A 13,555-nucleotide genomic window follows, 5' to 3' on the forward strand; every position below is an offset into this window, starting at 1 on the left:
TGACTTACCCTACGAACACGCCGGGCATATGGGGGACACAGGTGGCCTTCGTAAGATGCCGCGCATGACAAGAACACTAAGGCGGCGTCCGGTCGATTCAGGGCGCGCCAGCGCGGCGCAGACGTCCGCGCAGTCCTCGATGACAGGCGGCGCACCGCGCCGTCGTCGTACGGGCATCAGTGCCCTGGCGGTCCTCGTCGGCGGGTGCCTGAGCGCCTGCGGGGCGGGACTGTCCGCCGCAGCGGGCGGCTCGGCCACCGTCGCGGGCCCGATTCCCTCCGGCCTGGAGTCCTTCTACCGCCAGGCCGTCAACTGGTACCCCTGCGCCGCCACCGACGGCGTGGAGAAGGCCTCCGAGAAGACCGCCCAGGCGAGTGCCTCCACGTCGGCCGCCACGGCCTCGGCGCAGGCGACCGCCACCCCGAGCGCCGACGGCGCGACCGGCGCGACCGGGACGGCCGGGACGGCCGGCTCCTTGGAGGAGGAGACCGACACGGCCACCTTCAGTTGCGCCGTCATCACCGTCCCCCTGGACTACGCCAACCCCAAGGGCGAGACCATCTCGATCGCCGTGAAGAAGCGCGCCGCCACCGGCGGCCACGCCCAGGGCGCCCTGTTCATCAACCCCGGTGGTCCCGGCGACTCCGGGGTCTCCTTCGCCGAGCGGGCGGGCAACGCCTTCAGCCCCGATCTGCTCGAGGCCTACGACATCATCGGTTTCGACCCGCGCGGGGTCGGCTCCTCCACGGCCATCACCTGCTCCAGCGACGACGACTCATCCTCCGGCACCGCTGAGCCCTCCGCCTCGGCTGGGGCCACGGCCTCGCCGTCGGCCTCGGGCACGCCGTCGGCAGGTACTGAGCCCTCCGCGGAGGCCTCCGCCGAGGCCGCCTCGGGCGGCGAGTCCTACGAGGAGTGGGCGGAGTCGACCCGGCAGTCCTTCCAAGAGCTGACCGAGCAGTGCGCCTCCAACACCGAGCCCGCCGCCCTGCTCGACCACGTCGACACCGTCTCCGCAGCCCGGGACCTCGACATCCTGCGGGCGCTGGCCGGCCAGGAGAAGCTGAACTACCTGGGCTTCTCCTACGGCACCTACCTCGCCTCCGTCTACGCCGAGACCTTCCCCGGCAACACGGGGCGCATGGTGCTCGACGGCGCCATCGACCCCTCCCTGTCCCTCGCCGAGCAGGGACTGGGGCAGGCCAAGGGCTTCGAGCAGGCGCTGCGCACCTACGTGGACTACTGCCAGAACTCCACCGGCTGCCCGCTGAGCGGGGGCACTGACGCCGGAGTCCAGCAGATCCGCGACCTCATCACCTCCGCCAACAGCACGCCCCTGGCGACCGGTGACCCGAACCGCACCGTGACCGGCGCGGACATCGTCACCGCCCTGAGCGAGTACCTCTACACCACCGAGCAGAACTGGGAGCCGCTGAACAAGGCCCTCGACCAGGCCATCAACCACCGCGACGGCTCAGCCTTCGTGGCCTCCGAGGAGCAGGACACCTCCGCGAAGGATGACGGCGGTGGGGCCTTCCAGGCCGTCACCTGCCTGGACTACCCGGTGGAGGGCGACAAGACGACCTGGGCCGCGCAGTACGAGCAGGCCCAGCGCGAGGCCCCGGTCTTCGGGAACACCGCGGTCGGCATGGACCTGGTGTGCAGCGTGTGGGGGCACAACGGGACCCGCAAGCCCACGCAGATCCATGCCCGCGGGGCTGCGCCGATCCTCGTGGTAGGAACCACCGGTGACCCGGCCACCCCGTACGCCTGGTCGAAGTCCCTGGCCGAGCAGCTCGACTCCGGCCAGCTGCTGACCTGGGAGGGCAATGGGCACACCGCCTACGGCGGCGACGCCTCCTGCGTCAACGACGCCGTCGACGCCTACCTGATCTCCGGCACTATGCCCAAGAAGGGTCTGACCTGCCACGGCAACGAGTAGGCGCGTAGCCGACGACTCAGCGGGCGGGCCGAGGTGCACTCGGCCCGCCCGCTGGTGTCACTGAGGGGGTGCGTTCGACGACCGGGGCTGCGCAGGGGCGACCTGCCGGGAGGAACACGCGGCGGCTCAGGCGGCGGGGGCGATCTGGGTGGTGAAGTCCTCCTTGCCCTGGTTGTCAGTGATGACGGCGGTGACGGAGACCTGCTCATCGGCGGGCACGGTGGCGGTGGCCTGGGTCCCGGTGAGGATCTCCTCGGAGCCGTCAGCGCGCTGGATGTACCAGTCGATGTTTGTGATCGTGCCGTCGGAGTCGGTGGAGGCCGAGGCGTCCAGGGCCAGCTGGTCGCCGTTGCGGGCAAGGGTGAAGGAACCTGCGGGGCGCGTGTTGTCCACCTGCGCCTGTGCGGCGGCGGGCAGCTCCTGCGCGGCGGCCGGCTGCTCCTTCAGGACGCCCATGATGGAGCCGGCGATGGCTTTGTGGCCGGCGGCGTTGGGGTGGAAGCGTCCGTCGTTGATGAGGCCGTCGAACCAGGAGGACTGCTTGCCGCACAGCTCGTGTCCGGCGAAGGGACCGGAGGGGTCGGCGAACCGGTAGCCGTGGCGCTGGGCCGCGGCCTTGGCGGCGGCGTTGATCTCGTTGGTCTTGGCGTTGATCCAGCGCTGATCCACCTTGGTGACGCCTTCGCAGCGCCCCGGTACTGGGAGGATCTGGCCGGCTCCCTGCGGGGTGAACATGCGCGGGTAGCCGACGGCGACGACGGTTGCGCCCGGGGCGCGGGCGGCGATGTCGGCCACGAGCGTGTCATAGCTGGTGATGTCCGCGCGCGTGGTCTTGCCGGCCAGGGCGCTGATGGCGCCGTCAACCTGCTCGGAGACCTCCTTGTTGCCGGAGCAGGTGGTGAAGGGGGCGGCGGTGATGCACTTGGAGAAGAGTGTGGAGAAGCCGGCGTCGTTGCCGCCGATGGAGAAGGTGACCAGGCTCGTGGAGGCGTTCAGGTGGTCGAGCTGGGCGGCTTCCTTCCCGGGCTGGTAGAAGTCCTTGCTGCGGGCCCCTGCGCAGGCGCCGAAGTCGAGCGACTTACCGGTCTGGCCGGCCACCTGGTGGGCGTAGGCACCCGCGGCCCGCTTGCACCCGTCATCGTCGTAGGGAGGAGCCCCGACGCCGGAAGCATAGGAATCCCCCAGAGCCACATAGGTACTGCTGGGGGGCGAAGGCTCCTGAGGTGTGGCATTGCCCGAGGGACTGACGGCGGAGGTCCACACGAGGGCTGCGGCACAGGCCAGCGCACCCAGGTGCGTGTGGCGTCTCCGTGACCGTGTGTCTCGTGGCGTGGCACTCGATGAGGCCGACGACGGTGCCGTTGAAATGTGAGAATGATTGAGCATGCTCTCTCCAAGAAACTCTCTTTATGAGAGGATGTGGTTCTATCAGTTGTGCCAAACGGGATGGGTGTGCGATATCAGGCTCCGTGCCTGATCGAGTTGGCGCGTGCAACGATGGAGTCGTCAGGGCCAAACTGTAACTAGTTCGTGTCAAATTTACCATAGCGGAAGTTTGGAGGGGCTTCGTGTTTGAGGGAGTGGTCTGGTTTAGGTGGTTGTTGTCGGATGGTCTTTGAGGCGTCCGGTGTGGATGAGGCTGCGGATGGTGTAGTGGGTCAGGGGGTTGGCAAAGTCGGTTTAGGTGGTTGGCTGGGTGAGTAGCTTGATGGCGTGTTTTGGTTGTCGTGACAAGGATCTGGTGGCTGAGGCGATACAGGCACTGGGGCCGTGAAGGAGCCGGATGAGGCTGATGGCCAGGTTCCTTAGGGCGGCCATGTTCTCGGGGCCGTTGGCGGTGCGCAGCTGGTGGTGATCCTCGCCCGTGACCACGTCACGGACCGACGTGGAGCCGGTTCTTTATCTTCCAATGTCCCCGGACCCAGGCGGCAACCTGCTCGGGTTGGGCCTGTCCCATGGGTAGGGAGCAGACCAGGTAGACCACCTCCACAGTCGTCCTCTTGGCGCTACCGCCGCCGTTCTTGCCCGCGCTCCTGCGATCCTTGGTGGTTCGGGTGCGCCGGACCTGGACCACTTGAGCCGCTCCGGGGAAGTCCACCCACTTGGGCGCCTGGACAGCCATGACGGTGCGCCGCACTCGCCACCCATGGCCGGTGTCGACGCTCGAGATGGACGGGACCTTCTTCCAGGGCAGGTCCTTGAGCGTCCTGCGCAGAGTCTTCTGGTTGCCTTTGACGGTGAGCACGTAGTGGCCGCCCTGATCGCGAATTCACTGGGCGGTGTCGACCTGTGTGTGCATGGCGTCGGCGGTGACCACTACCCCGTCGAGGTCGAGGGGCTGGAGAAGCTCTCTGATGGCGGGGATCTCTGGTTGGACTTGTCCGCTACCCGGGCCTGGGGCAGCACGGCACCCGTGGCGTGGTCCAGGGCCGACAGGAGGTGCGGTGCCGAGGCCTGCCCCAGGCGGGCCCCGCGCATGGTCTTGCCGTCCACCGCGATGACTGTTCTTCCTTCGATGGTGCCGGTGCGTGTGCAGAACCATGACCTCAGACGGGTGTTGAGGTCGGTGGGGTCCAGGTCCTACAGCACCCGCCGGATGGATGACTGCCGACGGCAGGGCCTGCCCCGTCTCCAAGCCCAGGGACCGCAGATCAGACGGGGTCAGGTCGGTGGTGTGCTCCTAGATGGCCGTCAGGCTCCGGCGGCCTTCGAGCACTCCCGTCATGGCCAGGGACAGGACCGTGAACAGGCTGTGGCGCACGCCCCGCCGATCCCGAGGGTCGGTGATGTTCCTAAAGAACCTGGCCCGGGGGCTGGTGCGACAGGGCAGACGTGGTGGAGGCTGACATCAGCGCGGGCTTCCAGGACGAGGAGATGACTAGACGCCACTCATCGTCCCTACGGGCCCATGCCCCCGTCCCAGCGACACACCACCCCCATCAAAGCGGCTCAGACACCCTCACCCACTGACCTTGCCGACCCCCTGGGCCTGCCTCACCCAGGTGCGTAGAGACTCGTGATGGAATCCCGGCTTCGTGGCGATCTGACGTAAGGCGCCCTTAGTCCGTACTGGGTCAGCCAGTGCCTCCAAAGCCATCCTCGTGGCCCTCGCCAGTTCATCGGGGTACTTCTTCTGTCCCATGGCAATATTCCCCCCGTATCATCACTGCTGCCATCAAACCCGGGGCAATTCAGAAGCAACTACAAATACTCACTTCTTGCCGGGACCTTGTGCCCATACCCAGCTCCCACACAGCACCTACCGACGCGGCCTCTAAGAAAACTATCGTGGATGTTGCTTACCTGACCTGAGTTGGCTCATTTAGTGTCGTGGTGGATGTTGTGGAGGGCTTGGGTGAGGTCAGGTGGGAGGGGGTCAGCGGCTGTGAGGGTGTGTCCGGCGATGTTGATGGTGATGGTGCGGTAGCGGCGTGCGGTGGTGATTAGGCGTCTGATGGACCAGCCGGTGGTGGTCTCCAGCCAGCGGGCCATGGCAAGGGCTGCGGTGACGATGGTCAAGTGGGCCTCGATGGACTGGCGCAGGTGGTGGTAGATGGGGCGTGCTCGCAGGTCGGACTTGGACATGCGGAAGGACTTCTCGATGTTGTACAGGCGGTGGTAGGCGCTGATGACTGTCTCGGGGTCGGGGTTGGGCAGGTTGGTGACGTAGCCCTTCCACCCGGCCAGGGTGCGGGCCCTTTTCTCCAGGTCGCGGTTGATGCTCCGGGTGGCGCCGGACAGGTGCACGAAGCGGTTGCGCTTGACGGGGATCTTTCCTGCGACGGCTGTCTCGGCCTTGGCGACCTGGGTGTCGATCCCGCGTAGGGTGCGTCGGGCTCTGTCGGCGCTGTAGCGGTAGTAGATGGTCTCGTCGCGGCGCTGGTCACTGGGGCCGGCGGGCCAGGGCTGGGACTCGGGGGCAGCCCGTCGGGGACGTCCTGGTCGGGGTGGTTGTCGTGCCAGGAGCTGATCACGTGGGGGACGCGCGGGGGTGCGTGAGCCCGGTACGTAGGACAGGTCGGCTCTCTCCAGGGCCTGCTTGTTGGCGGCGCTGATCATCCCGGCGTCAGCCACGACCACCACGTCGTCGAGGTCGTAGGCGTCCATGAAGTCGTTGATCATCGGGATCATGGTGGCGGTCTCGGCCTTGCTTGCCCTCGAAGGCCCCGGCCCGTAGAGGGAACCCTGTCTCGTCGGTGAGCAGCCCTACCGTGATCTGCGGCTCCAGGCGTCTTTCCTTGGAGAAGCCCGGCTCGCGAAAGCCGTCGGCCTTGTCGGTCTCGAAGTACAGGGTCATACGCGTCGAACAGGACCAGCGAGGCCCGGCCGATGCGGGCGTACCCGGCCAGCAGGCGTGACAGGTTCCGGGTGAAGTCCTCAGTGGCGTAGCTGGGCAGATGACGCTTGACTGTCGCGTAGGACACCGGTGACAGGCCCGCCTCGGTAAGGACCCGCAACGAGTCCTGCTTGCTGGTCGGCTCAATCAGTCTGGCGGTAACGAGCTGGCGGAAGACCTCGTCAGCACCATCGAGCCTGTCCAGCCCCACCGCCTTCCAAGCCGCCTCCAGGGCCTCCAGGAGCACTCCCATCCGGTTGGAGGCGATAGGTGCCACGCACCCCGTCCCAGCCGGTTCCTGCGGCGCAGAACCTGCGTCGTTCTCGCTGTTCAGGCCCAGCAGGTCGAAGCTGAGCTGGCCGGCGTTGAGCCGTTGCCTGGCGACCTCCTTGAGCACCGCCAGCTCAGCGTCATCATGGGCCGAGCCAATGTGCTCGATGCTGCGCGCCCCTTCCGGGAGGAGTGCACAATCTGCACCGCACGGGCCCCCGACGCCGTCCTGACCGTGCGAACGTACGGACTCATACCCCCACGTTAGTGCGCACCCCAACCCACGCAACCCCCACAATCCCAACAACAACCAGCCCCCAAGCAACCCAACCACCCCACAATGAGCCAAGTCAGGCATAGGGGTCCCTTTGCCCCCTACGCCTGGATTGAGGGTGACAACCGTGTTGCTGACGAGCCCATTGACGCACGGTGACTGTGGGCTATCTATCGAGTGTGTGTCTCGGCCCGGGCGTGACTAGCCAGCACCGAAGACGCCTTCGTGTTAGAGCCGTGTCCCTGCGCGCGCTCTACAGGTCCCCGACCTTCTGGAGGCGCTGGAGGCTGAGCCAGCCCACCGGGATCGGGATCCAGAAGGTCACCAGGCGGTAGACGATCGCCGTGGACAGCGCCACCCCGTAGGGGACGCCGGCGGCGACGAGCCCGGCGGTCAGGGCGAGTTCGACCGGCCCGATACCGCCGGGGGAGGGCACGATCGAGCCCACCGTGTTGGAGGCCAGGTAGGTGATGGCCAGGACCGCGAAGGGCACCGTGTAGCCGAAGGCCCACAGGCTCGCACTGAAGGACAGGATGTAGGACAGGGTCAGCATGAGCGCGCCGCCGACCCCCAGCACCAGGCGCATCGGGTTGGACATGACCCACACGAGCCGCGGCCACACCTGGCGGTAGGTGGGCTCGATCTTGGCCCAGGCCCAGGTGCGTGCCTTGGGGATGGTCAGGACCACCGCCGCCACCACGACGACGGCGCCCGCGGCGACCAGCACCCAGCCGGACGGCAGGGTCAGTCCGGTCGACTGGCCGGTCATGGCCGCCAGCACCACGAGCAGCATCACGGTGACGACGAACTGGACCACCTGGACCAGGGCCACCGTGGCCACGCCGACCGCGGTGGGCACCCCCTTGCGGTTGAGGAAGCGCAGGTTGATGGCCGCCCCGCCCACACCGGCCGGGGCCACGAGTGAGACGACGGCGCTGGCCAGGTGCACCTCGGTGGAGCGCCACAGGGAGAGCCGCTCGGGGCTGAAGGCCACCAGCGTGAGCCCCGCGCCCACGTAGGTCGCCACCGAGAAGAACAGGGCCGCCAGCATCCACCAGATGTTGGCCTGCGAGACGGCCGCGGAGACCTGCTGGAAGTCCAGCTGGGCCAGCAGCGTCCACACCGCCACCAGGGCCACCACGGCCATGAGGACGGTGCGCGTGGAGAAGCGGTTGAGGCGGGCCGGCTCGGCGTCGGCCGTGGGGGTCAGCGCCACGAGGGCGTCGCGCAGATCCTGGAGGACCTGCCGGCTCGCTCCGCCCCGCCCCATGACCTCGCGGGTCTGACGCGGCAGCACCACCCGCTGGAGCATGGGGGCGATCGAGGCCAGCTGCGCGGTGGTCAGTGAGCGGGAGGCGGCGTCGATGGCCCGCTGGGCACCGACCGCCAGCGCCGTCAGCGCCAGGGCCTGAGCCAGGTCCACGCGGCGGGAGAGCTCGGTGGAGATCGTCTCACCCGAGGCCCAGTCCAGGAGCCACAGCCGCCCGGACTCGTCGACGACGACGCTCGAGGCGTCGATGCTGCCGTGCGCCAGCCCCGCGGCGTGAGCGCGCTGGAGCTGGCTCCACAGCTGGTCCAGGACGTCGTCGTCCACCTCGGCCCCCAGGTCGCTGATGGACCGGGCGCCCACGACGTGGTCGGTCACCAGCAGCACGGACTCGGCGGCCTCGGCCATCCCCAGCAGGCCGGGGGTGCGTACGCGGGCGCGGCGGGCCTCCATCGTCATGAGGGCGGCGTGCTCGGCGGCCGGGCGCAGGGATAGGTCGCGGGTGGGGGACAGGCCCCGAACGCGGATCTGGTCCCAGATGTTGGAGAGGAATCCGGCCACCTGCCGGTCGGCGTCGAGGAGGGTGACGTTGTGGCGCTCACCGGCCGAGTCCCATACGGCGTACATGCGGTGGACCGAAGGGCGCTCCTGTGACAGGGCCTCGCTGGAGGCCTCGGCCAGGACGGCGGCCAGGTCGACGTCGGTGGCCGGCCTGATCGTGTTCGCGCCCGCCGGCGCCCCGGTGCCCCCGGTCCCGGCCGTGTCCAATGGCGTCGAGTCGAGGGGGGAGGCGGTCTCGCCGCTCGATGAGCCGGTGGGGGCGTCGGTGACCTGCGCGTCGGTGGGGGCGGAGGCGTCGTCGTTGGTGGGCTCGAGGCCCGCCGGCTCCTGCGGGGCCGAGGCCAGCGGGTTCTCGCTCACCTGCTCACGCACCTGCTCACGAACCTGCTCGGTGTAGCCCAGGGGGGCGTCGGTGGTGACGACCCAGGCGCGGGCCTCGGGGGCACGGTCCATGCGGACCACGCGCACGGCGTCGATCCCGGCCCGGCGCAGGGCGCGCACGAGCGTGACCCCGTGGGCGCGGCGGTCCTCGACCCCGAAGACGTAACGCACCAGCAGGCCGACGGTGCGGCCCAGCAGCAGGGAGAGCACCGCGCCTGGCAGGGTTAGGGCGCCGCGCAGGACCGCCATGCCCAGGACCACCCACAGGGCCGCCCAGCCCGAGCGCATCACGGTGGAGCTGTTGCGGTCGCCGGCGCCCGTGAGCAGGCCGGCCATGGAGGCGAAGACCGTGGAGATGCCCAGCTGGGCGGTGCCCGAGGCGGTGACCGTCAGCCCCATGACCAGGGCGGTGGGGCCCCAGGCCACGAGGCCGGTCATGGCGGCGACGGCGACCAGGTGGCCGGCGATCCCCGACAGGACGGCCTGGCCCAAGGATCGCCAGGAGCGGCGCAGGACGCGGTCCAGCAGAACGGCCAGCGGCACGATGAAGGTGACTAGGCCCTCAATGGTCTGCAGGGGGAAGACGAGGATGCGGCGCAGGACCACCGCCAGGGCGTTCTGGACGTCCTGGGTGACGCCGGTGGTGGTCTCGTGGGCGTAGATCGCCAGGACGAGGACGGCGAAGATGCCCAGGAGCGTCAGGGTCAGGTCGAGCAGGTCCTCCGTGCGGCGCAGGCGGTGCGCGGTGGTGTCCACCAGGAGTGTCGTCGAGCGGGGGGCGGCAGGGCCGGAGGCCGGGGTGGGCTCGGCCATGGGGGCGACCCCGATGACCGGGATGCCGACCGGAGAGGTGGAGGTCGATTCCGCGGAGGGCGCGGAGGTGGCCGACGGGACGGCGGCCGCAGATGCCTGCTGGTCGACGGCGGTGGGGGACTCGCCAGGAGGCGAGGTGAGCGTCGAGGCGTGGTCGAGGTCGCCTGCGGGCGGGGGCGACCCTGGTGCCGCATCTGTCATGACGCCGATTCTAGGGGGAGAGCCTGGGTGGACCCTCCTACGCCGGAAGGAGCCGCGCGGCGGCGTTGGCTTGTTCAAAGTAGTTTGCAACACAAACTAAGGGGCGCTATCCTGGAGCTGGTTTGAAACGCAAACCACTGTTGACGAGGAGGTTCACCATGAGTGCTGTCACTGAGCACCCGAAGGTTCCGGTGGGGCCCGATGAGGCGCTCGCCGTCGTCGAGGCCCAGCGGAGCGCCTTTCTCAAGCGGCACGAGATCAAGGCGACCCCACTCCTGACCGCCTGGGGGCTGGCCTGGCTGGTCGGCTACGCCGCCCTGGCCCTCTACCGCGAGGCGGACTACAGCCTGCCGACGGCGCCGTACCTGTTCTTCTGCGGCTGCCTCGCGGCGGCCCTGCTGTTCACCTTCGCCTACATCGTCCCCAAGACGCGCGGCATCCGCGGTCGGAGCAGTCGCGAGGGCACCTACTACGGTCTCGCCTGGAGTCTCGGGATGCCGCTGGGGGCCATTATCCTCAGCCGGGTCAACGCCTTCCTGGGCACCCTCAACACAAGTGAGGCCAATGAGGTGATGAGCGTGGTGTCCAACGCCGTGCCCTGCCTCGTCGTCGGCGTCATCTTCCTCATGAGTGCCGCACTGTGGAATGAGGCGGTCATGGGCGTCCTGGGCGGATGGATCCTCCTGGTGACCCTCGTGGTCACGATTGTCGGGATGCCCTGGGCCTGGTGGATCATGTCGGTGGCCGGTGGGGGCGGCATGTTGGTGGCCGCCGTCGTCGCTGCTGTCGTGGGACCGAAGCGAGGTGCGTGACATGACCGGAGAAGCGCGGGCTCAGCGGCCTGGGGAACCGGAGGATGCCGGCAGGGCGGGGGAGTCGGCGGAGCCGGGCGGTGCTGAAGCTCCGGCTGTCGCGACGGCCTCCGCCGTCGACATCGACCCCGTCATTCACGCCCAGGCCCGCCTGCGGATCATGGCGACCTTGGCCGCCGTGCCCGTTGGCGACGAGCTGCACTTCCCGCGGTTGCGCGAGCTGCTGGACATGACGGCGGGCAACCTGTCCACCCATCTGTCCAAGCTGGAGGGGGCGGGATACGTGCAGCAGAACAAGACCTACGCCGGGCGCAGTCCTGCCACGTACCTGGCGCTGACCCCCGAGGGGCGGGTGGCCTTCGACCGGTACGTGCGCAACCTACGTGCCCTGCTCGACGCCTGAGCTCCTCCGGGCTGGACGCGACAAGGGGTGGTATTAACCGAGCGGTTAGCGTATGGTGTGAAGCAAGTCTCATAGGTGGATGCCGATGGAGGCGCCGCCGTGAGGCCTTGTCGCAAGGGTCGGCCGGTGCCCGTCAGCCGGCCGGTCCCCGGGGCGGCAGGTCCGCCCCGCCACTGCCGTCATCGTCGACTCACCAAGGACACGCCATGCCTTTCAGTGCACAGACCCCGCCCGCTGACTCGCCATCCCACCTTCAGCCCAACCGTGCCTGCGCCCACCGGCTCAGCCGCCGGACCCTGCTCAAGGGGGTGGGTGGTCTCGCCGCCGCCTCCGTCATCGGGGGCGGCGCCGTCGTCGCCGGAGCGGCCCCGGCCCAGGCTGCCCTCACCGTGGCCGAGCACGAGGACCACGGCCGCATGCAGTACTACAAGCTGGCCACGTCCTCGATCGGCTGGCTGCCACGCGTCAACGTGCTGCTGCCCGACGGCTACGACACCTCGCGCCGCTACCCGGTGCTCTTCCTGCTGCACGGCGGCGGCGAGAACTACTCGACCTTCGACACGAAGTACGACATCCGCAACCACACCGCGGGGCGCGACCTCATCGTCGTCATGCCCGACGGCGGGGCGGCCGGCTGGTACTGCGACCCCGAGTCCTCCAACGTGGGGCCGCGCAACTGGGAGACCTTCCACATCAAGGAGCTCCTCCCTTGGGTCGATGCCACCTTCGCCACCACCGGGCAGGCCTCCCGTCGCGCGATCTCCGGCTTCTCGATGGGCGGCTTCGGAGCCCTGAAGTACGCCGCGAAGTACCCCGAGCTCTTCGCGTCGGTCTCCAGCCACTCGGGGCCGGCCGATCTGCGCATCCAGGACGGGGCGGTGGTCCACTGGGCGAACTTCACCGCCAGCGCCACCGACCTCAAGGGCGGCACCATCTATGGGATCCCGTGGGACCAGGCGCGGGTGAGCGCGGACAATCCGATCGAGCACGTGGAGAGCTACCGCGGCAAGCGCATCTTCCTCGTCTGCGGCACCGACAGTGATCGCTACGAGAGCATCGTGCTGCCCAGCCAGCAGAACTTCGAGAAGGCGCTCGACGGCGCCGGCATCGGCTACGAGCGCTACGAGGACACCGGAGCCCACATCGTGCGCTGGGGCCGCATCCAGCAGGACATCGACTCCCTGCTCAATCACTTCGCCAAGGGCGCGTGAGGGCCGGGCGCCGACGGGGTCGGTCGGATCGGCCGGCTCCGCCGGGATGGTGGGTGGCGGCAAGGCTCCCCGCCTGCTCACAGTGAGAGCCAATCACTCTGATATGGCGAACCTCGCAGGGCGCCGTCGGCACTTCATCAGGACAAAACCGCGCCGGCTGAACCGGAAGGGCGGATACTTCCGGTGAGTTGCCGTCAAGAAGGGGAGGCGCCTGTGATCCGCCTGGGTCTGGCTGACGACGAGCCGCTGCACATCATGGGCCTGGCCACGCTGCTGGGGGCGCAGCCGGACATGGAGATCATCTGGCGGGCCGCCGACGGCAAGGAAGCGCTCGCGCGCAACGCCGCCGACCCGGCCGATGTCCTCCTCCTCGACGTGCAGATGCCGGGCCTGAGCGGCCCGGCCACCACCCGCGAGCTCATGGCCCGCGGTGCGACCGGCAGAGTCGTCATCCTGACCACCTCCGACACCGACGGCCCCGTCATGGACGCCATCGAGGCCGGTGCCTCCGGCCTTCTGCTCACAAGCACCCCGCCCCAGGAGCTCGCCGCCGCGATCCGTACCGTCCACGACGGCAGCTCCGTCATCTCCCCGGGGCCCACACGCCGGCTGCTCACCGCCGCGCGCACCGGCCACGTCAGTGGTGTTCGGGCTAGGGAGGGGGCCGGGCGCCACGCCTCCGAGGACTCAGTCGAGGCACTCCGGGCCGCCGAGGCCTCCCAACAGGTCGCGGGCCTGACCCAGCGCGAGCGCGAGATCCTGGCGCTCATCGCCCTGGGCCTGAGCAACCAGGAGATCTGCGACCGGAAGTGGCTGTCCATGCCCACGGTCACAACTCACGTGAGCCACCTGCTGTCCACAACCGGCTGCCGCGACCGGATCCAGCTCGTGCTGCTGGCCCTGCGCGGCGGCGTCGTCGACCCCGCCGACATCCTGGGGAGTGCGTGAAGGCGCATGCAAGCTCTTTGGGTCAGTCGCCGGGAGCCGCTTTGTGTCACTGTGGGCGACTTTTCGAGCTGATCGCCTCCTCGGTCCTCCGCAGCTCATGAGCATATGCCCAGGTCGGGGCGGTTTGCTGGTTGTG

12 protein-coding genes are annotated in these 13,555 nt (G+C 68.9%); 5 read left to right on the forward strand and 7 right to left on the reverse strand.

The window, feature by feature from the left end; genetic code table 11:
* Positions 1-55: 55 nt before the first annotated feature.
* Entirely contained in the window at positions 56-1,942 is a 1,887-nt protein-coding gene (locus FK267_RS01870) for an alpha/beta hydrolase (protein ID WP_141406017.1), read from the forward strand.
* A 126-nt stretch (positions 1,943-2,068) separates the two neighbouring features.
* Here the strand turns inward: FK267_RS01870 and FK267_RS01875 are convergent, their stop codons facing one another.
* The 7 genes from FK267_RS01875 to FK267_RS01890 all read right to left on the reverse strand — a co-directional run bounded on the left by FK267_RS01875 (position 2,069) and on the right by FK267_RS01890 (position 10,045).
* Positions 2,069-3,133, reverse strand: coding sequence for an SGNH/GDSL hydrolase family protein (locus tag FK267_RS01875; RefSeq protein ID WP_232622477.1), 1,065 nt, complete (start codon positions 3,131-3,133; stop codon positions 2,069-2,071).
* A gap of 682 nt (positions 3,134-3,815) precedes the next feature.
* The gene (locus FK267_RS13550) at positions 3,816-4,187 is read right to left on the reverse strand and encodes a hypothetical protein (protein ID WP_232622478.1); all 372 of its coding nucleotides are present in this window, start codon (positions 4,185-4,187) and stop codon (positions 3,816-3,818) included.
* Positions 4,188-4,258: 71 nt separating this feature from the next.
* Positions 4,259-4,435 carry a hypothetical protein gene (locus FK267_RS13555; protein WP_232622479.1) on the reverse strand — a complete coding sequence of 59 codons (177 nt, stop codon included), beginning with the start codon at positions 4,433-4,435 and terminating at the stop codon, positions 4,259-4,261.
* A gap of 187 nt (positions 4,436-4,622) precedes the next feature.
* Positions 4,623-4,703, reverse strand: coding sequence for a hypothetical protein (locus FK267_RS13810; RefSeq protein WP_309313460.1), 81 nt, complete (start codon positions 4,701-4,703; stop codon positions 4,623-4,625).
* A 557-nt stretch (positions 4,704-5,260) separates the two neighbouring features.
* Entirely contained in the window at positions 5,261-6,064 is an 804-nt protein-coding gene (locus tag FK267_RS13465; RefSeq protein WP_198498120.1) for an IS1634 family transposase, read from the reverse strand.
* Positions 6,065-6,069: 5 nt separating this feature from the next.
* Entirely contained in the window at positions 6,070-6,675 is a 606-nt protein-coding gene (locus FK267_RS13470; RefSeq protein ID WP_198498121.1) for a hypothetical protein, read from the reverse strand.
* A gap of 400 nt (positions 6,676-7,075) precedes the next feature.
* On the reverse strand, positions 7,076-10,045 hold the full coding sequence (locus FK267_RS01890) for a lysylphosphatidylglycerol synthase domain-containing protein (protein WP_141406020.1): 2,970 nt from the start codon (positions 10,043-10,045) through the stop codon (positions 7,076-7,078).
* A gap of 158 nt (positions 10,046-10,203) precedes the next feature.
* On the opposite strand from FK267_RS01890, the gene FK267_RS01895 reads away from it, so the two are divergent.
* The 4 genes from FK267_RS01895 (at position 10,204) to FK267_RS01910 (ending at position 13,419) form a co-directional block, all read left to right on the forward strand.
* Positions 10,204-10,857 carry a hypothetical protein gene (locus FK267_RS01895; protein ID WP_141406022.1) on the forward strand — a complete coding sequence of 218 codons (654 nt, stop codon included), beginning with the start codon at positions 10,204-10,206 and terminating at the stop codon, positions 10,855-10,857.
* A gap of 1 nt (position 10,858) precedes the next feature.
* Positions 10,859-11,260, forward strand: coding sequence for a winged helix-turn-helix domain-containing protein (locus tag FK267_RS01900; protein WP_141406024.1), 402 nt, complete (start codon positions 10,859-10,861; stop codon positions 11,258-11,260).
* 206 nt (positions 11,261-11,466) lie between these two features.
* Entirely contained in the window at positions 11,467-12,471 is a 1,005-nt protein-coding gene (locus FK267_RS01905) for an alpha/beta hydrolase (RefSeq protein WP_141406026.1), read from the forward strand.
* Between the two features lie 213 nt (positions 12,472-12,684).
* On the forward strand, positions 12,685-13,419 hold the full coding sequence (locus FK267_RS01910) for a response regulator (RefSeq protein ID WP_141406027.1): 735 nt from the start codon (positions 12,685-12,687) through the stop codon (positions 13,417-13,419).
* Positions 13,420-13,555 lie beyond the last annotated feature (136 nt).

The sequence above is a fragment of the Actinomyces oris genome (assembly GCF_006546825.1).
Classification (GTDB): domain Bacteria; phylum Actinomycetota; class Actinomycetes; order Actinomycetales; family Actinomycetaceae; genus Actinomyces; species Actinomyces oris.